Origin of the sequence: Nocardia sp. NPDC050697, assembly GCF_040654395.1 — a bacterium.
Classification (GTDB): Bacteria; Actinomycetota; Actinomycetes; order Mycobacteriales; family Mycobacteriaceae; genus Nocardia.
In genome coordinates this window covers 749,844-771,313 of sequence record NZ_JBFAHY010000002.1, presented here as the reverse complement: position 1 = coordinate 771,313, position 21,470 = coordinate 749,844, and the positions used below count along the sequence as shown (strand labels likewise).

At 70.0% G+C, this 21,470-nt stretch carries 22 protein-coding genes; 9 read left to right on the top strand and 13 right to left on the bottom strand.

Annotated features, from left to right (window positions below; genetic code table 11):
* Positions 1-2 precede the first annotated feature (2 nt).
* The 3 genes from metE to aceA form a co-directional block, all read right to left on the bottom strand.
* A complete protein-coding gene (gene metE, locus AB0H71_RS11225; protein ID WP_357018060.1) occupies positions 3-2,318 on the bottom strand; it encodes a 5-methyltetrahydropteroyltriglutamate--homocysteine S-methyltransferase in 2,316 nt (771 codons plus the stop codon).
* A 126-nt stretch (positions 2,319-2,444) separates the two neighbouring features.
* On the bottom strand, positions 2,445-3,308 hold the full coding sequence (locus tag AB0H71_RS11220; RefSeq protein WP_357018057.1) for a 3-hydroxybutyryl-CoA dehydrogenase: 864 nt from the start codon (positions 3,306-3,308) through the stop codon (positions 2,445-2,447).
* 299 nt (positions 3,309-3,607) lie between these two features.
* Positions 3,608-4,897 (bottom strand): isocitrate lyase, encoded by a 1,290-nt coding sequence (gene aceA / locus AB0H71_RS11215; protein ID WP_357018054.1) that lies wholly within the window; start codon positions 4,895-4,897, stop codon positions 3,608-3,610.
* A gap of 465 nt (positions 4,898-5,362) precedes the next feature.
* Here aceA and AB0H71_RS11210 point away from each other — a divergent pair, with 465 nt between their 5' ends.
* The 4 genes from AB0H71_RS11210 (at position 5,363) to AB0H71_RS11195 (ending at position 9,542) form a co-directional block, all read left to right on the top strand.
* The gene (locus tag AB0H71_RS11210; protein ID WP_357018051.1) at positions 5,363-6,517 is read left to right on the top strand and encodes a lipase family protein; all 1,155 of its coding nucleotides are present in this window, start codon (positions 5,363-5,365) and stop codon (positions 6,515-6,517) included.
* 319 nt (positions 6,518-6,836) lie between these two features.
* Complete coding sequence (locus AB0H71_RS11205) at positions 6,837-7,853, top strand: XdhC family protein (RefSeq protein ID WP_357018048.1); 1,017 nt, start codon at positions 6,837-6,839, stop codon at positions 7,851-7,853.
* Between the two features lie 39 nt (positions 7,854-7,892).
* Positions 7,893-8,567, top strand: a complete 675-nt coding sequence (locus AB0H71_RS11200) for a nicotinamide mononucleotide transporter family protein (protein WP_357018045.1) — start codon at positions 7,893-7,895, stop codon at positions 8,565-8,567.
* 39 nt (positions 8,568-8,606) lie between these two features.
* Positions 8,607-9,542 carry a PfkB family carbohydrate kinase gene (locus AB0H71_RS11195; RefSeq protein WP_357018042.1) on the top strand — a complete coding sequence of 312 codons (936 nt, stop codon included), beginning with the start codon at positions 8,607-8,609 and terminating at the stop codon, positions 9,540-9,542.
* 66 nt (positions 9,543-9,608) lie between these two features.
* On the opposite strand, the gene AB0H71_RS11190 is transcribed toward AB0H71_RS11195, so the two are convergent.
* The 4 genes from AB0H71_RS11190 to AB0H71_RS11175 form a co-directional block, all read right to left on the bottom strand.
* Positions 9,609-9,869, bottom strand: a complete 261-nt coding sequence (locus AB0H71_RS11190) for a hypothetical protein (RefSeq protein ID WP_357018040.1) — start codon at positions 9,867-9,869, stop codon at positions 9,609-9,611.
* Positions 9,870-10,081: 212 nt separating this feature from the next.
* Complete coding sequence (locus tag AB0H71_RS11185) at positions 10,082-10,528, bottom strand: type II toxin-antitoxin system antitoxin SocA domain-containing protein (RefSeq protein ID WP_357018037.1); 447 nt, start codon at positions 10,526-10,528, stop codon at positions 10,082-10,084.
* 74 nt (positions 10,529-10,602) lie between these two features.
* Entirely contained in the window at positions 10,603-11,148 is a 546-nt protein-coding gene (locus AB0H71_RS11180; protein ID WP_357018034.1) for a DUF4254 domain-containing protein, read from the bottom strand.
* The gene (locus AB0H71_RS11175; protein WP_357018031.1) at positions 11,145-11,414 is read right to left on the bottom strand and encodes a hypothetical protein; all 270 of its coding nucleotides are present in this window, start codon (positions 11,412-11,414) and stop codon (positions 11,145-11,147) included. The genes AB0H71_RS11180 and AB0H71_RS11175 overlap by 4 nt, the downstream gene beginning before the upstream one ends.
* Before the next feature lie 163 nt (positions 11,415-11,577).
* Here AB0H71_RS11175 and AB0H71_RS11170 point away from each other — a divergent pair, with 163 nt between their 5' ends.
* Positions 11,578-12,462 carry a helix-turn-helix transcriptional regulator gene (locus AB0H71_RS11170; RefSeq protein ID WP_357018028.1) on the top strand — a complete coding sequence of 295 codons (885 nt, stop codon included), beginning with the start codon at positions 11,578-11,580 and terminating at the stop codon, positions 12,460-12,462.
* Complete coding sequence (locus AB0H71_RS11165; RefSeq protein WP_357018025.1) at positions 12,459-12,638, top strand: DUF397 domain-containing protein; 180 nt, start codon at positions 12,459-12,461, stop codon at positions 12,636-12,638. Before AB0H71_RS11170 ends, AB0H71_RS11165 begins: the two co-directional genes overlap by 4 nt.
* Here the strand turns inward: AB0H71_RS11165 and AB0H71_RS11160 are convergent.
* Positions 12,604-12,954 (bottom strand): DUF4254 domain-containing protein, encoded by a 351-nt coding sequence (locus AB0H71_RS11160; RefSeq protein ID WP_357018022.1) that lies wholly within the window; start codon positions 12,952-12,954, stop codon positions 12,604-12,606. The two genes, AB0H71_RS11165 and AB0H71_RS11160, sit on opposite strands and share 35 nt — an antisense overlap.
* A 136-nt stretch (positions 12,955-13,090) precedes the next feature.
* Here AB0H71_RS11160 and AB0H71_RS11155 point away from each other — a divergent pair, with 136 nt between their 5' ends.
* Positions 13,091-13,987 carry a GntR family transcriptional regulator gene (locus tag AB0H71_RS11155; RefSeq protein WP_357018019.1) on the top strand — a complete coding sequence of 299 codons (897 nt, stop codon included), beginning with the start codon at positions 13,091-13,093 and terminating at the stop codon, positions 13,985-13,987.
* Positions 13,984-14,487: a GNAT family N-acetyltransferase gene (locus tag AB0H71_RS11150; RefSeq protein WP_357018016.1), complete on the top strand. Its 504-nt coding sequence runs from the start codon at positions 13,984-13,986 to the stop codon at positions 14,485-14,487. Before AB0H71_RS11155 ends, AB0H71_RS11150 begins: the two co-directional genes overlap by 4 nt.
* Positions 14,488-14,575: 88 nt before the next feature.
* Here the strand turns inward: AB0H71_RS11150 and AB0H71_RS11145 are convergent, their stop codons facing one another.
* From AB0H71_RS11145 to AB0H71_RS11130, 4 genes are all read right to left on the bottom strand, one after another.
* On the bottom strand, positions 14,576-14,959 hold the full coding sequence (locus AB0H71_RS11145; RefSeq protein ID WP_357018013.1) for a DUF3349 domain-containing protein: 384 nt from the start codon (positions 14,957-14,959) through the stop codon (positions 14,576-14,578).
* 9 nt (positions 14,960-14,968) lie between these two features.
* Positions 14,969-15,214 carry a hypothetical protein gene (locus AB0H71_RS11140; RefSeq protein WP_357018011.1) on the bottom strand — a complete coding sequence of 82 codons (246 nt, stop codon included), beginning with the start codon at positions 15,212-15,214 and terminating at the stop codon, positions 14,969-14,971.
* Complete coding sequence (locus AB0H71_RS11135; protein ID WP_357018008.1) at positions 15,211-16,377, bottom strand: inorganic phosphate transporter; 1,167 nt, start codon at positions 16,375-16,377, stop codon at positions 15,211-15,213. Before AB0H71_RS11135 ends, AB0H71_RS11140 begins: the two co-directional genes overlap by 4 nt.
* Before the next feature lie 68 nt (positions 16,378-16,445).
* The gene (locus AB0H71_RS11130; protein WP_357018508.1) at positions 16,446-18,098 is read right to left on the bottom strand and encodes an ATP-dependent DNA ligase; all 1,653 of its coding nucleotides are present in this window, start codon (positions 18,096-18,098) and stop codon (positions 16,446-16,448) included.
* Between the two features lie 105 nt (positions 18,099-18,203).
* Here AB0H71_RS11130 and ramB point away from each other — a divergent pair, with 105 nt between their 5' ends.
* Positions 18,204-19,610, top strand: a complete 1,407-nt coding sequence (ramB, locus tag AB0H71_RS11125; RefSeq protein ID WP_357018006.1) for an acetate metabolism transcriptional regulator RamB — start codon at positions 18,204-18,206, stop codon at positions 19,608-19,610.
* Positions 19,611-19,613: 3 nt separating this feature from the next.
* Here the strand turns inward: ramB and AB0H71_RS11120 are convergent, their stop codons facing one another.
* Positions 19,614-21,443: an acyl-CoA dehydrogenase gene (locus tag AB0H71_RS11120; protein ID WP_357018003.1), complete on the bottom strand. Its 1,830-nt coding sequence runs from the start codon at positions 21,441-21,443 to the stop codon at positions 19,614-19,616.
* Positions 21,444-21,470: the final 27 nt, after the last annotated feature.

Below are 21,470 nucleotides of genomic sequence, written 5' to 3'. Positions count from 1 at the left end.
CGTCAGCCCGCGGTGACCGGCTCGGCGAGCACCCGCCGCCGCACCCGCCGCGCCGCGGCGACCATGTTCCGCAGCGAGGGGTCGAGCTGCCAGTAGTGCCTGGTCTTCAGCCCGCCGTCGGGGTTGGCCCACAGCCGCTCGGCGCCGACGGCCTTCGCGGCGGCGGTGAGCTGCTCGTCGAGTTCGTCGATATCCGGGATGCGGGCGGAGCGGCTCTCGTAGACGCCGGGGCCGACGCCGTGGCTGAGGCCGTTGCCGGTGGCGTAGTCCTCGGCGAGGGCGTCGATCACCCATTCGATGGAGCGGGTGGCGATGATGGCGGTGACGTCGGCGTCGAGCTCCTCGATGGCCTGCACCACCTCGGCGCGGCCGGAGTAGCCGATGTGCGTGTGGATCTGGGTCTCCGGGCGGATGCCCGACGTGGCCAGGCGGAAGGCGGCGACGGCCCAGCGCAGGTACTCGGGGCGGCCCTCGGGGCGGGCCGGGAGCAGCTCACGGATGGCCGGCTCGTCCACCTGGATAATCTTGATGCCCGCGCGCTCCAGGTCGGTGAGTTCGTCGCGGATGGCGAGCGCCACCTGGTCGGCGGTCTCGTAGAGCGGCTGGTCCTGGCGCACGAAGGAGCGGGCCAGCATGGTCACCGGGCCGGTGACCATGCCCTTGACCGGGCGGTCGGTGAGCGACTGCGCGTAGCTGATCCACTCCACCGACATCGGCCCCGGCCGGGAGACGTCGCCGTACACGATCGGCGGCCGCACGCAGCGCGAGCCGTACACCTGGACCCAGCCGAAGCGGGTGGTCGCGAAGCCGTCGAGCAGCTCGGCGAAGTACTGGATCATGTCGTTGCGCTCGTGCTCACCGTGCACGAGCACATCGAGGCCGATGTCCTCCTGCAGCCGGATGGTGGCCTCGATCTCGGCCTCGACCTGCTTGCGGTACTCCTCGTAGGAGATCTTGCCGGCGCCGAGGTCGTGCCTGGCCTGGCGCAGCCGCGCGGTCTGCGGGAAGGAGCCGAGCGTGGTGGCGGGCACCGGCGGCAGGTTCAGCGCCTCCTGCTGGGCCTCGCGGCGCACCGCGTACGGCTCGCGGGTGCGCATCTCCGGGGTGATGGCGTAGACCCGCTGGCGCACCGCGTGCTTCTGCTTGAAGTGCACCTCGGTGGGGCGCTTGCGCCACCGGTCCGACGGGCCCTCGGTGAGCGCCTTCGCCAGCGAGACGACCTCGCCCACCTTCTGCTTCGCGAAGGCGAGCCGGTCGGCCACATTGCCCTCGATGTCGTACTCGGCGAGCACGTCGTAGGGCACGTGCAGCAGCGTGGTTCCGGTGGAGACCACCAGGTCGGGGCAGACCTTGGCGAGCTCCTGCAGATACGTCAGGGTGACGTAGCGGTCCGCGCGCCAGACATTGAGCCCGCTGATGACGCCCGCGTAGAGCCGCTTGCGCCGGATGCCGGGAATGGCGGCCAGCTCCTCGGGGGTGATCCGGTAGGTGGCCAGGTCCAGCCCGATGGCCTCGACCCCGGATTGCGCCAGGATCCGCAGCGCCTCACCGAAGTTGCCGTACTGCCCGGTCACCAGGATGCGCGGACGCAGCGGCGCCTTGGCCAGCCGCTGGTAGGCGAGTTCGAAGGCGGCCAGCTCGGCGGGGGTGCGCTCGCCGGTGAAGCACGGCTCGTCCAGCTGCACGCAGGTGGAGCCGCGCTTGGCCAGCAGCTCGAAGAGCTGCTCGTAGAACGGGAGCAGCCGGTCCAGCAGGCTCAGGGTGTCGAACTCCGGCTCGCCGGGGACGTGGCCCGCCTTGGAGAGCAGCAGCAGCGAGACCGGGCCGAGCACCACCGGGCGCAGCTCGATGCCGCGCGCCATGGCGCGGTCCCACTCGTCCAGCAGGTACTCGGGGTGCAGTGAGAACTCGGTGTCGGCGTCCAGCTCGGGCTGGCGGTAGTGGTAGTTGGTGCCGAAGTACCTGACCAGCTCCAGCGGGGGGAGGTCGGGGCGGCCGCGGGCCATCAGGAAGTAGAAGTCGAGCGGGTGCAGGTCCTTCCGCTCCTCCTCGAAGCGGCGCGGGACGGCGCCGAAGAGCAGCGCGTTGTCCAGCACGTGGTCGTAGAAGGAGAAGGTGTTGCCCGGCACCTGGGTGAGCCCGGTCGCGGCCAGCTCGGCGAACTGCCGCTCCTGGATGTCGCGGCCGGTCGCGATCAGCTCGTCGCGGGTGAGCGTGCCCCGCCAGTACGACTCCAGAGCCCGCTTGAGTTCCCGGTGGGCACCGATCCGGGGGTAGCCGAGAACGCTCGACCCGAAGCCTTCGGACACGTTGACCATGCGGAACTCCTGTGTCGAATTGCCGCGCACCGCGCGGCGGGTTCGCGGCCCCTCGGGCGGGGCCGCGAACCGGCGGGGCTGGTTATAGCTCTTGCTGGTGTTCACCCGCCGGCGGCGGCGAAAACATCAGTACTGGTAGAAGCCTGCGCCGGTCTTTTTACCGAGCAAGCCCGCTTCGACCATACGCATCAGGAGCGGGGGCGCGCTGTACAGCGGCTCCTTGAACTCGGCGTACATCGAGTCGGCGATGGACTTCACGGTGTCCAGCCCGACCAGATCGGTCAGGGCGAGCGGCCCCATCGGGTGCGCACACCCGAGCACCATGGCCTTGTCCACGTCCTCCTTGGTGGCGAACCCGGACTCCACCATGCGAATAGCCGAGAGCAGGTACGGCACCAGCAGCGCGTTGACGACGAAGCCGGAGCGATCGGAGGAGCGCACCACCTGCTTGCCGAGCACCTCGGCGGCGAACGCCTCGGCGCGGGCGGTGACCGGTGCGCTGGTCTTGAGCGTGGTCACCAGCTCCACCAGCGGCAGCACCGGGACCGGGTTGAAGAAGTGCATACCGACGACGCGCTCGGGGTTCGCGGTGGCGACGGCGATCTTCATGATCGGGATGGACGAGGTGTTGGAGGCCAGCACCGCGTCCGGGTCGGTGACGACCTTGTCCAGGTCGGCGAAGATGGCGGTCTTGACCTGCTCGTCCTCCAGGACGGCCTCGACCACCAGCTGGCGGTCGGCGAAGTCGCCGAGGTCGGAGGTGAAGCGCAGCCGCCACGCGGTCTGCTCGCGTTCCCGCTCGGTGATCTTGCCGCTGCTCACGCCGCGATCCAGCGAGCGCAGAATGCGCGCGCGACCGGCGGCGGCCAGCTCTCGGGTCTGCTCGTACACCAGCACGTCGACGTGCGCCCGCGCGCACACCTCGGCGATGCCGGCGCCCATCTGGCCCGCGCCGATGATTCCGACGCGTTGAATCTTCTCGCTGCTCACGTCCCGCTCCTGCCGGTTGGGTGGCATTTCTGCACGGTATAGGGATGCCCTCCCCGCCGGGGCTGTTCGGCGGGGAGGGCGGTACACCCCCTACCCGAGGTAGAGGACTATCTCGGGGTTCCGCGAACCCCGAACCCCAGCAAGGGATTATGTCGGGCGCGAGCCCGACGAGCGCCGGTTCGCGGCCGGCTCGTGGTTCCGTGCTCGAAGCGCAGACGCCGCAGGCGCGAGTCTCGAGCGCGGAACCGCGAGCCTCCCGGGGCCGCGAACCACGTCCCGCGGAGGCGGGACAATCCAACTCAGTGGAACTGGCCCTCTTCGGTGGAGCCCTTCAGCGCCGCCGTGGAGGTGTTCGGATCGACGGTGGTGGCGATGCTGTCGAAGTACCCGGCGCCGACCTCGCGCTGGTGCTTGATGGCGGTGAAGCCACGCTCCTCGGCGGCCTTGAACTCGCGCTCCTGCAGGTCGACGAAGGCGGTCATGCCCTCGCGGGCGTAGCCGTGCGCCAGGTCGAACATGCCGTAGTTGAGCGAGTGGAAGCCGGCCAGCGTGATGAACTGGAACTTGAAGCCCATCGCGCCGAGCTCCTTCTGGAACTTCGCGATGGTCGCGTCGTCCAGGTGCGCCTTCCAGTTGAAGGAGGGCGAGCAGTTGTAGGCGAGCAGCTGGTCCGGGAACTCGCTGCGCACCGACTCGGCGAACTTCTTGGCGACCTCGAGATCCGGCACGCCGGTCTCCATCCAGATCAGGTCGGAGTAGGGGGCGTACGCCTTGGCGCGGGCGATGCAGGGCTCGATGCCGTTCTTCACGCCGTAGAAGCCCTCGGCGGTGCGGGTGCCGTCCAGGAACTCGCGGTCGCGCTCGTCCACGTCGGAGGTCAGCAGGGTCGCGGCCTCGGCGTCGGTGCGGGCGATGACCACGGTCGGCACGCCGGCCACGTCGGCCGCGAGCCGGGCGGAGGTCAGGGTGCGGATGTGCTGCTGGGTCGGGATCAGCACCTTGCCGCCGAGGTGGCCGCACTTCTTCTCGGAGGCCAGCTGGTCCTCCCAGTGCGAGCCGGCGACGCCCGCCGCGATCATGGCCTTCTGCAGCTCGTAGACGTTCAGCGCGCCGCCGAAGCCGGCCTCGCCGTCGGCCACGATCGGGGCCAGCCAGTTGCCGACGGTGTTGTCGCCCTCGACCTTGGCGATCTCGTCGGCGCGCAGCAGCGCGTTGTTGATCCGGCGCACCACCTGCGGCACCGAGTTGGCCGGGTAGAGGCTCTGGTCCGGGTAGGTGTGGCCGGAGAGGTTCGCGTCACCGGCGACCTGCCAGCCGGAGAGGTAGATCGCCTTGAGGCCGGCGCGCACCTGCTGCACGGCCTGGTTGCCGGTGAGGGCGCCCAGCGAGTTGATGTAGTCCTCGTTGTTCACGAGATCCCAGAGGATCTCGGAGCCGCGGCGCGCGAGGGTGTGCTCCTCGACGACGGTGCCCTGCAGCTTCACCACCTGGTCCGCGGTGTAGTTACGGGTGATGCCCTTCCAGCGCGGGTTGGTGTCCCAGTCCTGCTGGATTTCCGCAGCGGTCTTCGGGGTGCCGGTGGTCGACATCTCTACTCCACTTTCTCGTCTGTTGGTACTCGCCGGTACGGGCTAACCACCCGATCTGCTGGCGAGTCGCTTTACAGGCTTGCTAGGCCCTGGGGGTGTACTTCCACACTTTTGCACATCCCAAAACAGTCGTCTACCTGTAGTTATTGTGAATTCGAGCTAGCTTTACCAGTTCTTCTGTTAACTCTGCGAAATTAGCCGCTCGATTGCAAAGGCCGAAGCTACCCGACGGTAGGTCTGACGTGGGGTTTCAGCGTAACGCCCGTACTGTTTGGCGCTGCGGGCGGTTCCGGCGATGCGCGGGCTCCCGCGCCCGCGCTGTGAGCACCTTCACAGCGCGGTGCGGACCCGGCGCCGGTGGGAAACCCCGCCGAGGACGACCCGCCGCGCCCGCGGTGCGGCAGACTCGGCAGGTATCCGCGGCGGATCTCCTCGCCGCGGCGAGATCCACCGGACAGGAGCACGATGCGCAACCCCTGGACCGCGCCGGTGCGCGCCTTCGCCGCGGGCGCGTGCGCGCTCGCCTGCGCCGCCACCCTCGCCACCGGCCCCGCCGCCGCGCAGCCCGACGCCGCGGGCACGCCGCTGGCCGTCGAACCACTGCCCGCGGCCGCGGCGATGCCGGGCGCCGCGAGCACGGCCCGGCTGCTCTACCGGAGCACCACCGTCGGCGAGCAGCCCGCGACGGCGAGCGCGGCGGTCTACTTCCCGGCCGGGCCCGCCCCCGACGGCGGCTGGCCGGTGATCGCCTGGGCGCACGGCACCGTCGGGCTCGGCGACGACTGCGCGTACAGCGTCGGCGGGCCGTCCGCGGTCGAGCGCGACCGCTCCTATCTCGGCACCTGGCTGGGCCAGGGCTACGCGGTGGTCGCCGCCGACTACGCCGGGCTCGGGGTGCCCGGCGAGCACCCGTACCTGAACGGCCGGGTCGCCGCGCACAACGTGGTGGACGCGGTGCGCGCCGCGCACGACCGCTACCCGGAGCTGTCGAACCGCTGGGCCGTGGTCGGTCAGTCGCAGGGCGGCGGGGCCGCGGTCTTCACCGCGCGCTATGCCACCGAGTTCGGCGGGCCGGCGCTCGACTACCGCGGCGCCGTCGCCACCGGGCTGCCCGCCTACCTGGAGGAGGTGTTCCTCGCGCTCGGCCCGAACGTGCCGCCGGTCGCGCTCGGCACCCACCTCACCGCCTACGTCCTCTACGTCCTCGACGGGCTGCGCCAGACCCACCCCGAACTGGATGTGCCGGGGCTGCTCACCGACGAGGGCAGGGACTGGCTCGCCCGCGCGGGCACCACCTGCATCGAGCCGTTCGCCGACGAGCTGCGCGGCGTGGCCATCGGCGACCTGTTCGCGAAGCCGCTGGCGAGCCTGCCGGACGCCTACGGGGTGCTCGCCCGCCAGTTCGGGCTGCCGGAGTCCGGCTACGACCGCCCGGTCTTCGTCGGCCAGGGGCTCTACGACACCGACGTGGTGACCCCGCAGGCGCTGCGCTGGGCCGCCGTCACCGCCGCGAAGGGCGAGCCGATCCGGCTGCACACCTACTTCGAGGACCACAGCGGAGCTGTGAACGCGTCGCTCCCGGATTCCACGCCGTTCGTCCGCGGGCTCTTCGGCCGCTGACCCGACCCATAGCCGCCCGCTACCGCCGAGCAACCGAGCAGCGCGGCCCGCGACGGTCCGGGGAAAGCCCCCGGATCACCGCCCGTAACCCGCGCGCAATCACGGCCGAATAGCGTCGCGAAGATGTATTACTCCGAACGCCGGACTGTGCTGGAACACAAAGCCGGGCGAGCGCCGCGCGTGCGGCCGGAAGGAGATTCCGGAGCACGCCCCTATTTGTCCCGTGGGGACGATATGGTGTGCGTCACGTGCGACGACTTGGGGACGGGTGTCGATCACGATTTCCCGCCCGCGGCCGCACGCTGATCGGAGCAAGCTGATGCGCGACATCGTCGACGACCTGCTGCGAGTCTGGCATTCGGGCCGGACCGGCGGCTTGGCCACCATCGTGCGCGCTGTCGGCTCCACCTCGTTGCCGGTGGGGGCCGCCACGCTGATCGATCCGGAGGGGGGTGTATTCGGGTCGATCGCCTCCGGCCGGTTGGAGGAGGCGGTTTTCGAGGGGGCGCTGCGCGCGACCAGGACCGGGCATCGGGCACTGCACCGGTTCGACGCCTTCTCCGGGGTGGAGACCGCCTCGGACGGCGACGACACCGTCGATATCTTCATCGAGCCGTTCTCCCGATGGACCTTCCCGGAATTCCCCACGGTGGCCGCGGAGATCGCCGCGCACCGCCGGGTCACCATTTTCACGGTGGTCTGGAATCCGGACCCGGACGTCATCGGGCAGCACCTGATCACCGATAAGAAGCACGCCACCGAGCTGGTCGCGCTGCCGGAGTCGGACGTCTTCGTCTCCTCGTTCTCCCCGCCGCCGCGGCTCATCGTCTTCGGCGCGAATGCCTACGCCGCCGCGCTCACCGCGCAGGCCAGGCTGATCGGCTGCCGGGTGACGATCTGCGATTCCCGGCCGGAGTTCGCGATTCCGGAGTCGTTCCCCGGCGCCGAGGTGGTCTGCGACTGGCCGCACCGCTACCTGAACACGCTGGCCGCGCAGGGCGAGATCGAGAGCGACACCGGCATCGTGGTGCTCGCGCACGAGCCCAAGTTCGAGATTCCGCTGCTCACCGTCGCGCTCCGGTTGCCGGAGCTCGGCTACCTGGCGGCGCTCGGCTCCGCGACCGCGCACGCCCGCAGGCTGGACGATCTGCGCGCGGGCGGGTTCGACGAGCGCACCCTGGCCAAGCTGCACATTCCGGCCGGGCTCACCATGGGCGCACGGAATCCGGCCGAGACCGCGGTCTTCATCACCGCCGAGCTGCTCGCGGCGCGCGGCGGGCAGGCGGAGCGGCGGGCGTCCTGGTCGGAGCGGGCCGCGGTGGGGTTGAGCGGGTAGACCCGGATTGTTCGGCCGCTCCGGGTGGTTGCACCCGGGGTGAATCCACTCAGCACGCTGCTGGAGGCCGAGCTGCACATCGGCGGCTCCGCGATCCTGTGGCGCGAGATCATCGGCAACGGCTTCGGGCTGGCCTCCGCGATCGGCGGCATGCGGCGCCGGGTGTGGGCGTGGCCGGTCGGGATCGTCGGCAACGCGCTGCTCTTCACGGTGTTCGTCGGCGGCGTGTTCAATACGCCGCAGCAGGTGAACATGGCCGGGCAGGCCGGGCGGCAGCTGGTGTTCCTCGCGGTCGGGGTGTACGGGTGGTGGCGCTGGTACCGGAGCCGCGGCGGTGGCGCGCCCGCGGTGCTGCCGCGCTGGGCGACCGGGCGGGAGCGAGCGCTGCTCGCGCTCGCCATGGTCGCCGGGACCGGGGTGTTCGCGGTGCTCTTCGCGCGGATCGGCTCGTACGGACCGCTCGCGGAGGCGTGGATCTTCACCGGGTCGGTGCTCGCCACCTACGGCATGGCGCGCGGGCTGGCGGAGTTCTGGTTGATCTGGATCGGGGTGGACCTCGTCGGGGTGCCGCTGCTGCTGAAGGCCGGGTACTACCCGTCGGCGGTGCTGTACCTGGTGTACGCCGGGTTCGTGGTGTGGGGTTTCGTGGTGTGGGTGCGCAGCATGCGGCCCGTGGTGACCCGGACCGCCAATGCCCCCGCCGGAGCGAGCTGATTCGCCGGTCCGCTTGCGCCGGATGCTCAGGCGAGGAGAGTGGATGACGTGATCCTCACCGTGACAATGAATCCCGCGTACGACACGACCTATCGGGTGGAGCGGCTGGAGCGCGGCGGGGCCCACCGGGTCAGCTCGGTGGAGCAGCGCATCGGGGGCAAGGGGGTCACGGTCACGCGGGTGCTGAACCAGCTCGGCCGGTACGCCAAGGCCACCGGCTTCGCCGACCACGCCTTCGCCGCCGCCGCCGAGCTGGAGCTGCCGAACGACTTCGTCCTCGCACTGCCCTGGGTTCGCCGCACCCTGATGATCGGCGAATCCGCCGACGGCACCGCCACCGAGTTCGCCGAACCCGGCGCGCGGGTCTCCAACCCGCACGCCGCCGACCAGCTCTCGGTCCGGATCCGCGGCCTGCTCCCCGGCATCACCGGGCTGGTGATCGCCGGAACCCTGCCGATCGGCATCGAGGACACCCTGCCCGCCGAGCTCGCCGCCGCCGCCATCGACGCAGGCATCCCCACCGTCTGCGACCTCAGCGGCGAACCCCTGCGCCTCGCCGCCCGCATCCCCGGCGTCGTGCTCTGCGGCTGCCCCCACGACCTCCTTTCCGTAGGCGGCGACTCCCTCCTTCCCGCCACCGAGAAGCTGATCGCCGGCGGGGCCGCGGCCGTAGTCGCCGTCCGCGGCCCCGCCGACCTGGTTGCCCGCACCCCCGACGGATGCTGGTGGGCCCGGCTTCCCGACCCACCCGCGGGCAACCCGACCGGAGCCGGCGATGCCGCGACCGCCGCCGTTATCGCCGCGCTCTCGCACACCCCTCCCCCGGCCTGGCCCACGCTCCTCACCGACGCCGTCGCCACCTCCGCCGCCGCGGTTGTCGTTCCGGCCGCCGGGGAGATCGATCGGGCGTTGCGGGAGCGGGTGCTTTCCGAGGTCGTTGTCACCGAATCGGAGCCGCTGCCGCTGCATGGCTGATCACGCGCTGAGGGCGATGTTCGATGCACTACGGCCGGTCTCCATGATGGAAGCTGTCGTTCTGGGTCAGGGCTCGGTGGGGTAGATCCGGTGGTTGCGGTCCCACCACACAATGTTGAAGACGGCGCCACTCAGATAGCCCCAGAGGCGAGGCAGGTTCCCGTGCCAGAGACGAAAGACCTCGTCGACGACGATCTCCAGGTCGCTCAACCTCCGCTGGGCATCCGCACAGATGCTGCTCACCGATTGGCTGTGATGGAGTGGCCGTGACCCACCCTTCGAATGCGTAGTGAGCGCCTTCACCTCACGCCAGTCGAGTTTCGACATTCGCGCGAGGAGGTCGAGGATATCCTTTGCTTCCTTGGGATTCAGGTTCCAGTCCCAGTCACCGCTGTAGTTGTGGTCGATCTCGTGAGCCGACCACTGGAACCGCTCGGCATCTATGGAGATCGGTACGGCATCGGGCAGTGATTTTCGCCGCCGCCGGGGTGCCTCGACCGTGCTGATCTTCTTCCGCGATGCACCTTCCGCGACATTGCTCAGATGATTTCCGAACGAGCGAGGCCTCCGAAGAACTCCTGCATCAGGTCGAGCGGAATCTCGGTGGCGGCACCGGCGCCGTCGGGCAGCTCCCCGCGAGTCTCGACCCACGGCCGCTCCGCGTGTGTCTTGTCGCTGAGCTGTTGACCGGTGAGCTTGCCGTACGAGGCGAGAACAGCATCGACCGTCTCTCGCTGCTCATAATTCAACCGATCGGCACTCCCCCACTGCCAATCCTGGACCTGGAAGCGCCCACGATGACAGTCGAACAGTTCATAGCAGACCGGCCCGTTCGCCCAGGCCCGGAAGGATTCGGGAAAGAGGGGAACACCGTCCCATGCCAGCGACCAGCCCTGACTGTAATAGCAGAGCTTCTGCAACTTCATGGTCGTCATCGGGCCCGACCGCTCGAGAATGTAGGCGGCAACGTCGTGAACATCGGTCATCGCTGCTCCTTCCGACGCGCCGACTTGCTCAGTGTAGGTGCCGTTCGGCGGGAGACCGCCCGCTGAGAGCGTCGCTACGCGCATAAAACCGCTACTCGAAAAGGCCAGGGATTCTTTTGACGCCGAGGGGAGCGGCGCGAGCGCATTTCAAGGGCCGTCACGGACGGAGGGGGGAGACTCCGATCAGCGCGAGAGCCGGGGAAAGGGGGAAGGCGGCGAGCACCGGCTTTGAGATCGATGGCGAGGTCCTCGTAGCCGAGGGCGAGGTCGGCGAGGTGCTCCCAGGCTTCGTGCATCTGCCATTTCGGGGCGAAGGCGAGGATGGCGTGGGCATAGGCGGAGTGCCGGGCGAGGCGATCGAGGACCGAGCCGAGGGTTTCGGTGTGCATATGCGCGCCGCCGCGTGCAACGGGGAGCCGGGTGGCGACCCAGTGGTCGATGGCGTACACAAGCCGCGCCCGACCGATGGCGATGTCATCGACCGCCGGGTCATTGCGGAAGTCACGCTCGTGCAGACCGGCGAGCAGGTGGACGCAGCGGAGGAGGGGATGGTCCTCGCGCGGCTCGGCTCGACACGCGTGCAGCAGGAGTTCCTTGGTGGGCAGAGCGGGATGGTTCATCTCGCGGCCCCCTGCAGGCACACCTCGCGCGCGGGTTTGCTGAGACGTCCTTTCTCCCAGGGCGATTCATTGATCGCGAGCGTGACCGCTTCCAGCGTGGTGAGCCCGAGCAGAGAGGTGAGGCCCTGCAGATTGGCGAGTTCCTCGACGGTACGCATGGCCGCCGTCGCCTGCTCGGTGGTGAGCGTGCGCCCGCGCAGATAGGAGACGACCCAGCCGTCCTCCGCCACCCGCCGGGCCTGATGCCTGCTTCGTTCGGTCACCATCCAGTGACCATCGATGACATGTACGGACATAGCCCCTAACCCCTTGTTTTCCCCCGGCCCCGACGGTGACGAGACCGTGTGACAGCAGCCAGGCTACTGTCGTAAACTATACAAGTCAACTTACGATAGGAAGACCCTCGGCAGGCGGCAGTAGGATCCCGCCATGCCCTTGTCACCCGCGGTCGCGCGTTGGGAGCTGGCACGGCGCTTGCGGCAGCGGCGCCTCGAGCTCGGTATCGGCGCCGCGGCACTCACCAGGCAGCTCGACGTCTCGGCCGCGTACTGGTCGCACATCGAGAACGAGCGGAATCTGGTGCCCGAGGACAAACTCGAACAGCTTCTCGACATCCTGGAGATCGACGAGAGCGAACAGCAGGAGCTGATTGCCCTGCGCGACGCCGCCCGGCAGCGCGGCTGGTGGGCCGCGCACCCCGGGCTCTTCGACGAGGAGCTCACCCGCTACTACGGCATGGAGTGGGGCGCGCACACCATCCGCAGCTACGAGAGCGTGATGATGCCCGGGCTGCTCCAGGGCGAGGAATTCGTTCGCGCGCTGATGAATTCGCGCGGTGCCACCGTCGCGCCGGTCGAGGCGGAGGAGCGGGTCGAGGCGCGGCTGACCCGGCAGCGAAGGCTCACCGACGCGGAGGATCCGCTGCACCTCACCGTCGTGCTCGGCGAGGCGGTGCTGCACCAGCAACTCGGTGGGCCGGAGGTGCTCGGCAGGCAGTTGCGGCATCTCGTCGCGATGGTCGAGGCGCATCCGGCGACGGTGGATATCCGCGTGATCCCGTTCGCCGATGCGGGTTTCGTGCCCGCCGGCTCCACCTTCCACCTGCTCGACTTCGATCGGCCCAGGTTGCCGACGCTCGCCTGGTACGAGTCGGCGGTCTTCGGCGAGACCGTGGTCGACGATCCCGCGCGCAACCAGAATCGGGTGCGTGACCTCACCTACCTCTTCGAGCGCATGCATCGCGAGGCGCTCGGGCGGGCCGATTCGCTTGCCCTGATTCAGGATCGGGCCGCGGCGCTGGAGGGTGGGCGATGAGCGAGTGGTTCGTCTCGTCGTACTCGAGTGATCGGCAAACCTGTGTCGAGGTCCGGTTTCGCGGCGGGCGGGTCGATGTGCGGGACAGCAAGTCGGCGCAGAGCCCGATTCTGAGCTGGTCGGCGGGCGAGTGGTCGGCATTCACCGCAGCCATTCGGGCAGGGGAGCTTCGCTGACGTCCGGCAATCGCACGGCTCGGTGGCCGAAGGCCGTGATCAGGTCGGTGTAACCGTCGGCCAGCGCGGCCAGTCGGTGCCAGGCGGAGTGAACACTCGGCGCCGCGAGATCATCCGCGGTCATGAGCAGGCGATAGGCACGGACCTGCGAGTAAGCGATGCGGTCGACGACGACGCCGAAAGATTCGGCGGATGGACGAGCGTTCGAGCGCGGCGGGGGCAGGTGCTGCGCTGCCCAAGCGTCGACCGAGGCCACGAGCCGGTCCCGGTGGCAATCGAACTCGAGTTTCCGATATAGCGCACCGAGTTCGGTCACGAATCGCGCCACCGGATGTTCGCCCACGTGGTGCCCTCTGATCGCAGCGCACAATTCGTCCGCCGATGGCGGTAGCCGGAACGCACCGTCGGTCGATCGTGGCACCGGGTCACCACGCCCGGCCTCTCCCCTTGCCATGAACGCCCCCTTCGCCTACTGGCTTGAGCCACTTGCGGCCCAGCAAGTAGATCAGTGGGCCGTCCAGCTCGTCAATAGGTGGCTCAAGCCAGTATTCTCGGATCGTATGAGCGACGTTGATCCCGCGGCGCGAGCTGTGCCCGCGAGCAGGCGGCTCGCAGAGGAACTCCGCAAGGCCATCGCCACCGGCGAACTCGGCCCCGGTGCGCGGCTTCCGTCCGAGCGGGCACTCGCCGAGAGCCATCAGGTGGCGCGCAATACCGCCAGGGAAGCCATGCGCCTCCTCGCGGATGAAGGTCTGGTGACGGCGGTGCACGGGAAGGGTGTGTTCGTTCGAGAGCCGCAGCGGCTCCTGCGATTCGGGAGCAGCCGGTATTCGAATCGCCTGCGGGAGCGGACCGGTCTCTCGCCGTACCGCGCGGAAGTGGCGGAGCAGGGCCGGGTGGCGCGGGTCGATTGCACCTCGATCACCCGGATCGAGCCACCGGAGCGGGTTGCGACGCGACTGGCGCTCGATCCGTACACCGACACCGTGATTCGCCGGGAGAATTGGTACTACGCCGACGACGAGCCGGTGCAGGTCGGCGTGACCTACATTCCGTGGGCGATCGCGGAGGGTTCCGTGCTGGCGAAGTCGGCGCAGCTCGGCAAGGGCAGCCTGTACGCGCGTTTCGAGGAGCGCGGCCATCGGATCACCCGGATCCGGGAGGAGGTGTCCGCGCGGATGCCGTCACCGGACGAGGTGCGAGGGCTGGCGATTCCCGACGGCGTCCCGGTCCTCGACCTGCTGCACACCGGGTTCGACCAGGACGACCTGCCGTTCGAGGTCACGCAGTTCGTCATGCGTGCCGATCTCAACGGCCTCGATTACAGCATGCCGGTGGAGGACGAATGACCATTCGCGTGCGCCCGCGGGCGGCGACAGATCTCGACGCCTGCGCACGGCTGCTGATCGAGGTGCACGGAACAGACGGCTACCCGGTCGAGGGTGTCGCCGATCCGGTTTCGTGGCTGACCCCGGCCACCGCAGCCGGTGCGTGGGTCGGTGAACTCGAAGGGGCGGTGGTCGGGCACGCTCTGGTCGGCACGCCAACCGCCACCGACGACGCCGCGCGGCTATGGAAAGAGCGGGAGCCGCTCGCGCAGATACTGGTGTTCGGACGCCTTTTCGTGGGCACCGCAGGCCGGAACCGTGGCGTCGGCGAGCGACTCGTGCGCACCGCAATGACCTTTGCAGCCGAGCAAGAACAGCGGCTCGTGCTCGACGTAATGGATAAGGACAAGGCCGCCATCCGCCTGTACGAGCGCCTCGGCTGGCAGCACATCGGCACCACGACCCATCACTTCGGCCAGGGCAACCGAACAGAAGCCCACTGCTACGTAGCTCCCAGCTGATTCACAGCCCGATACCCGGAATCTCGGAGTAACGCCGAGCAGGATGAACACCGTCGTCCTCGGACGACGGAATCACCGCCGGAGCGGATCAACTGCCCTGACCCTCCGGCGCGACGGCCGGTGACGCTGCCCCCTCGCAGGCGTCACCGGCCGATTCCCGTTCCGGGGCGGCCAGGGGCGCGGTCAGGGGCCAGCCGGCGGCGGCGAGGTGCGCGGCGACCCGGGCGATGTCGTCGGGGCCCGCCTTCTCCTTGGCCAGGTCGGAGATTGCCGCGGCGATTTCGGTGGCGGTGATGCCGACGAGGCCGCGGCGGTGCATCAACTCGCGGGCGACGAGGGCGATCTCGGTGTCGGTGAGGTCGCGGTGCAGGACGGCGAGCAGGGCGACGTGGTCGGCTTGCGGCACGCCCTGCGGGTATCCGGCGCGCAGCCAGTCGACGATGCGGTGCAGTAATCCGGTTCGGTCGCTCATCGAATCCCCTTAGGCGCCGAAGATGTGCACGCCCAGCTTGGCCGCCAGGAACGCCTTGGCGATCCACAGCACCCCGCAGACGACGGCGGCGCAGACGATGCCGAAGCAGGCGTAGGCGCCCGCGCGCGCGGGGCCGCCGCCGCTCGCGTGGAAGCGCACGCCGAAGGCGAAGAGGGCGGGGAGCCCGGCGCCGAAGAAGATCCCGGCGAGCACCACCTCGAGGAGCGCGTGCAGGTTGGTGGCGAGGGTGTTCACGCGGGCTCCCGGTCGGCGGCGGGCAGCGGGTCGCCCGGCCACTCGTTGACATTGGCTTCGGTGACCGGCGCGCGCCGGGAGCGCAGGTACATGAGCGTGGAGAGCGCGATCAGCATGGTGAACACCACGAGCACGCCGGGCAGCCCGCCGACGAAGTGCGCGATGGCCCAGCACGCGGCGCCGGCCAGCCCGGCCATGGGCAGGGTGAGCAGCCAGGCCACCACCATGTGCCCCATGACGCGCCAGCGCACCTCGGCGCCCTTGCCGAGCCCGCTGCCGAGGATCGAGCCGGTGGCGGTCTGGGTGGTGGACAGCGGCAGGCCGAAGTGCGCGGAGGTGAGGATGATGGCGGCGGCGGAGCTCTCGGCCGCGAGCCCCTGCGGCGGCTCGATCTCGACCAGCCCCCGCCCCAGTGTGCGGATGATTCGCCAGCCGCCCAGGTAGGTGCCCGCCGCGATGGCGACGGCGCAGGCCGCCATGACCCAGAGGGGCATTTCGTCGTTTGCTGTGAGTGAGCCATGCGCGACCAGGGCGAGGAAGATCACACCCATGGTCTTCTGCGCGTCATTGGTGCCGTGCGCCAGCGAGACCAGCGAGGCGGAGCCGATCTGGCCCCAGCGGAAGCCGCCGCGCACCGTCTCCGGGTTCGATCCGCTGGTGATCCGGTAGACGGCGCGGGTGCCGAGCGCGGCCACCAGGGCGGCGACGACGGGGGCGAGCAGCGCGGGCAGCACGATCTTGACGAGCACCCCGTCCGAGCCGGCCTGCCAGATCACCCCGCTCCAGCCGAGCGCGGCCAGCGTGGCGCCGATGAGCCCGCCGAAGAGCGCGTGCGAGGAACTCGATGGCAGGCCGAAAAGCCAGGTCAGCAGGTTCCAGAGGATGCCGCCGACGAGTCCGGCGAAGACGATGACGAGCAGCTCCTGCCCGCCGACGGCATCGAGCCGGACGATGCCCTTGGCGACCGTGGCGGCCACCGCCACCGAGAGGAAGGCGCCGATCAGGTTCAGCACGGCGGAGAGCGCCACCGCCACCCGGGGCCGCAGCGCCCCGGTCGCGATGGAGGTGGCCATCGCATTGGCGGTGTCGTGGAACCCGTTCGTGAAGTCGAAGGCGAGCGCGGTGATCACGACGATCACGAGAACGAGGAGTTCTACGGACACCTTCTCAGTGTGGCGGGTTCATCCGGCATTTACCACCAGTTTGCCCACCGTGGGGGATGGGTAGTGGGTCACAGCAGCAGCGCCCTGACCGCCTCGATGGTGTCGGCCTCGGCGGGCGTTTTGTCCGGCCGGTACCGCACCACCCTGGCGAAACGCAGCGCGACCCCGCCGGGGTAGCGGGTGCTGGTCTGGACGCCGTCGAGCGCGATCTCCACCACCAGCGCCGGATGCAGCAGCACGGTGTACTCGTCCCGGCCGCGCTCGTGCCGCGGGAACTCCGCGGTCTGCCACTGCAGCAGCGCGTCGGTGAGGCCCTTGAAGGTCTTGCCGACCATGATCGGCTCGCCGCCCTCCGGGTCGCGGGCGCCGAGGTGCAGGTTGGAGAGGTAGCCGGTGCGCCTGCCGTAGCCCCACTCGGCGCCGAGCACGACGAGGTCGATGGTGTGCGTCGGTTTGATCTTCTGCCAGGCCCGGCCGCGCCTGCCCGCGGCGTACGGCGCGGTCAGCGATTTGACCATGACGCCCTCGTGCCCGGCGGCCAGCGCGCCGTCGAAGTACTCGGCGGCGGTCTCGGCGTCGGGGCGCAGCAGCGCGGGGATGCAGTGCTCGGCGGCGACCCGCTCCAGCGCCTGCCTGCGCTCGGTGAGCGGGGCGTCGAGCAGGTCGCGGCCGTCCAGGTGCAGGCAGTCGAAGAAGTACGGGTGCAGCAGCAGCTCGCGGGTGGATGCGACCGGGCGGACGGCGGGGTCGTCGCTGCCCGCCGGCACCGGGCGGGCCGCGCCGCCTGCCGGTTCCAGGATGGCGAAGCGGCTCATGGTCTCCTGGAACGGGCGCGGGCGGCCGGCGTCGGTGAGCGCGAGGGTCTCGCCGTCCAGCACGACCGAGGTGCAGGGCAGGGCCCGGACCAGCCGGACCAGTTCCGGCACGCCCGCGGTGATGTCGCGCAGGGTGCGGGTGTAGACGCGGACCTCGTCGCCGTCGCGGTGCACCTGGATCCGGGCGCCGTCGAGCTTGTGCTCCAGGCTGACCTCGCCCTCGAACTCGCCGAGCGCCTCCTCCAGGCTGGCGCCGGGAGCGGCGAGCATGGGCTGCACCGGGCGCCCGACCTCCAGCCGGAACTCGGCCAGCGCGGCCGCTCCCCCGCGCCGCGCGGTGACGGCGGTGAGCGGGAGTTCGCCGCAGAGCATGTGCGCGCGGCGCACCGCGGCGACCGGGATGCCCTCGGCCTTGGCCACCGCCTCGGCGACCAGCGCGGTGAGCGCGCCCTGCCTGAGCTCGCCGGTGAGCAGCCGGATCAGGAACTCCCGCTCGGCCGGGGTCGCGCTGCCGAACAGCGTGGTGAGCAGAGCTTTGCGGCGGGCCGCCGAGCCGGTGCCGGAGATGCCGGCCAGCTCGGTGAAGGCGGCGTCGACCTCGGCCACGGTGAGCCGGGGCTCCCCGGCCGGGGCCACATCCAGCCCGGACAGCGTGCGCCACCCGGTCCCGATGCGCCCTTGCCGCAGCTCACCGGAGAGCCACGCGGTGACCGCGGCCAGCTCGGTATCGCCAGCAAGCCCAGCGGCGCCACTCCCCGGCTCCCCAGCGCCGGGCACGACGCTGCCCCCGGCCCCGCCGGACACCCCGGCGGCGCGCAGCACCTCAGCCAGCGCTTCGGTCTTCGTTTTTCGTGATCGGGTGGCCCGTACGCTCTCCGAGACCCGCACGACATCGGCGAACAGCACGTTCACGAAGGTAGCCCCCGGCACCGACAGCAAACGCGACCGCTGTGACCAGCATTGCTAATCTCGCCATGGCTCGGCTGCTAAGCAGTTCGTACACTCGACCGCATGGCCAAGACTTACGTCGGAGCGCGGCTTCGTCAGCTGCGCACCGAACGGGGGCTGAGCCAGGTCTCGCTCGCGCAGAAGCTGGAGATCTCGGCGAGCTACCTCAATCAGATCGAGCACGATGTACGCCCGCTGACCGTACCGGTGCTGCTCAAGATCAGCGAACTCTTCGGCGTCGACGCCACCTTCTTCTCCTCGCAGGACGACACCAGGCTGATCGCCGAGCTGCAGGAGGTGGTGCTGGACCAGGAGCTCGGCATCGAGGCCGACACCAAGGAGATCGCGGATATCGTCTCGGCGCACCCGAGCATGGCCCGCGCGCTCGTCGCCATGCACAACCGGTACCGCAATACCTCCGCCCAGCTGGCCGCGGCCACCGAGGACCGGTTCGCCGACGGCTCGGGCAGCGGCGCCATCAGCAAGCCGCACGAGGAGGTGCGCGACTACTTCTACCAGCGGCAGAACTACATCCACGAGCTGGACACCGCCGCCGAGGACCTGACCACCCGGATCCGCTTCCACGGCGCCGACGTGAACACCGAGGTCGCCAAGATGCTGCGCGGCCACGGGGTGCGGATAGCGGAGCGGATCGATCTCGGCGAGGGCGTGCTGCACCGCTACGACCCGGAGCAGAAGCTGCTGGAGATCGCGCCGCACCTCTCCGGCGGGCAGCGCAGCTTCAAGCTCGCGGCCGAGCTGGCCTACTTCGAGTGCGGCGGGCTGCTGGAGAAGCTGGTCGACGAGGGCAACTTCGCCTCCGACGACGCGCGCAGGCTGGCGCTGCTCGGGCTGGCGAACTACTACGCCGCCGCCATCGTGCTGCCGTACACGCACTTCCACGAGGTGGCCGAGGACTTCCGGTACGACATCGAGCGGCTCTCGGCGTTCTTCACGCAGAGCTACGAGACCGTCTGCCACCGGCTCTCCACGCTGCAGCGGCCGGAGCTGCGCGGGGTGCCCTTCTCCTTCGTCCGGGTGGACCGGGCGGGCAATATGTCGAAGCGGCAGTCCGCGACCGGGTTCCACTTCTCCGCCAGCGGCGGCACCTGCCCGCTCTGGAACGTCTACGAGACCTTCGCCTACCCGGGCAAGATCATGACCCAGATCGCGCAGATGCCGGACGGCCGCAAGTACCTGTGGGTGGCGCGCACCGTGGAACGCAGGGCGACGCGGTACGGCCAGCCGAGCAAGACCTTCGCCATCGGCCTCGGCTGCGAGCTGCGGCACGCGGGCCGGGTGGTCTACGCCGACGGCATCGACCTGCACGAGGTGCAGCCCACCCCGATCGGGGCGGGCTGCCGGGTGTGCGAGCGGGCCAACTGCCCGCAGCGCGCCTTCCCGCCGCTCGGCAAGAAGCTGGACATCAGCGAGCACCGCAGCTCGGTCTCGCCGTACGTCCTGCAGTGAGCCTCAGAAGGCGGCCTCGTCCAGCTCCATGATGTCGTTGTCCAGCTCGGCGATGACCGCGCGGACGGCGGTCAGCGGGGGCAGCACGTTGCGCGCGAAGAACTGCGCCGCGGCGATCTTGCCGGTGTAGAAATCGCGGTCGGTCGCGGGCGGCTCGGTGGCCAGCGCGGCGGCCGCGGTCTCCGCCTGCACCAGCAGCCGCCAGGCGATGAGCAGGTCGCCGACGGCGAGCAGGAAGCGCACCGAGCCGAGCCCGATCTTGTACAGCTCGGCCGGGTCCTGCTGGGAGGCGCCGAGGTAGCCGGTGAGGATGCCTGCCATGGCCTGCACGTCGGCGAGCGCGGTGGCGAGCAGCGCGCGCTCGCGCGCCAGCCGCCCGGTCTCCACCTCCAGGAAGGCCTGGATCTGCCCCGCGACGTGGCCGAGCGCGACCCCGCGGTCCCGGATGATCTTGCGGAAGAAGAAGTCCTGCGCCTGGATGGCGGTGGTGCCCTCGTAGAGGCTGTCGATCTTGGCGTCCCGGATGTACTGCTCGATCGGGTAGTCCTGCAGGTACCCGGAGCCGCCGAGGGTCTGCAGCGATTCGGTCAGGTACTCGTAGGCGCGCTCGGAGCCGACGCCCTTGACGATCGGCAGCAGCAGGTCGTTCACCCGGGCGGCGGTGTCCGGGTCGGCACCGGAGACCAGCTGGGCCACATCCTCGTTCTGGTGCGCCGCGGTGTAGAGGTAGACCGCGCGCAGCCCCTCGGCGTACGCCTTCTGCATGGCCAGGCTGCGCCGCACGTCCGGGTGGTGGGTGATGGTGACGCGGGGCGCGGCCTTGTCCGCCATCTTGGTCAGGTCGGCGCCCTGGACGCGCTGCTTGGCATAGTCCAGCGCGGTCAGGTACCCGGCGGAGAGCGTGCCGGTCGACTTGACGCCGACCATCATGCGCGCGTTCTCGATCACCTGGAACATCTGCGCGATGCCGTCGTGCACCTCGCCGACCAGCCAGCCGACCGCGGGCACGCCGTTCCCGCCGAAGGTGAGCTCGCAGGTGGGCGAGGACTTGAGCCCCATCTTGTGCTCGACGCCGGTGACGACGACGCCATTGCGCGCGCCGAGCTCCAGCGTCTCCGGGTCGAAGTGGTACTTGGGGACGTAGAAGAGCGAGAGCCCCTTGGTGCCCGGCCGCGCGCCCTCGGGGCGGGCGAGCACCAGGTGGAAGATGTTCTCGGTGAGGTCGCCGAGGTCGGCGCCGGAGATGAAGCGCTTGACGCCCTCGATGTGCCAGGTACCGTCCGGCTGCTGGACGGCCTTGGTCCGGCCGGAGCCGACGTCAGAGCCGGCATCCGGCTCGGTGAGCACCATGGTGCCCTGCCAGCCGCGCGCGAACCCCTCGCGCGCCCAGTGCTGCTGCTGCTCGGTGCCGACGGTGTAGAGCACCTTGGCCATGACCGCGCCCATGGTGAAGAAGGCGGCGGAGGAGTTGGCGCAGGTGATCATCTCGTTCACCGCCCAGGCCAGCACCGCGGGGGCGGGGGTGCCGCCCATCCCCTCGGGCAGCGCGAGCGCGCCCCAGCCCGCCTCGTAGACCGCGCGCACCGAGCGGGCCAGCGGCTCCGGCACCGAGATCTCGCCGGTGCCGGGGTCGAAGGTGGGCGGCTCCCGGTCGGCGGCGGCGAAGGACTCCGCCACCGGGCCCTCGGCCAGCCTGCGCACCTCGTCCAGGATCGCCCGCGCGGTCTCCGAGTCGAGGTCGCCGTAGGCGCCGGTGTCGAGCAGTTTGTCCAGTTCGAAGACCTCGAACAGGTTGAACTCGATGTCCCGCAGATTCGCTCTGTAGTGGCCCACCGCTCCTCCTGACCCGACCTCGATTGA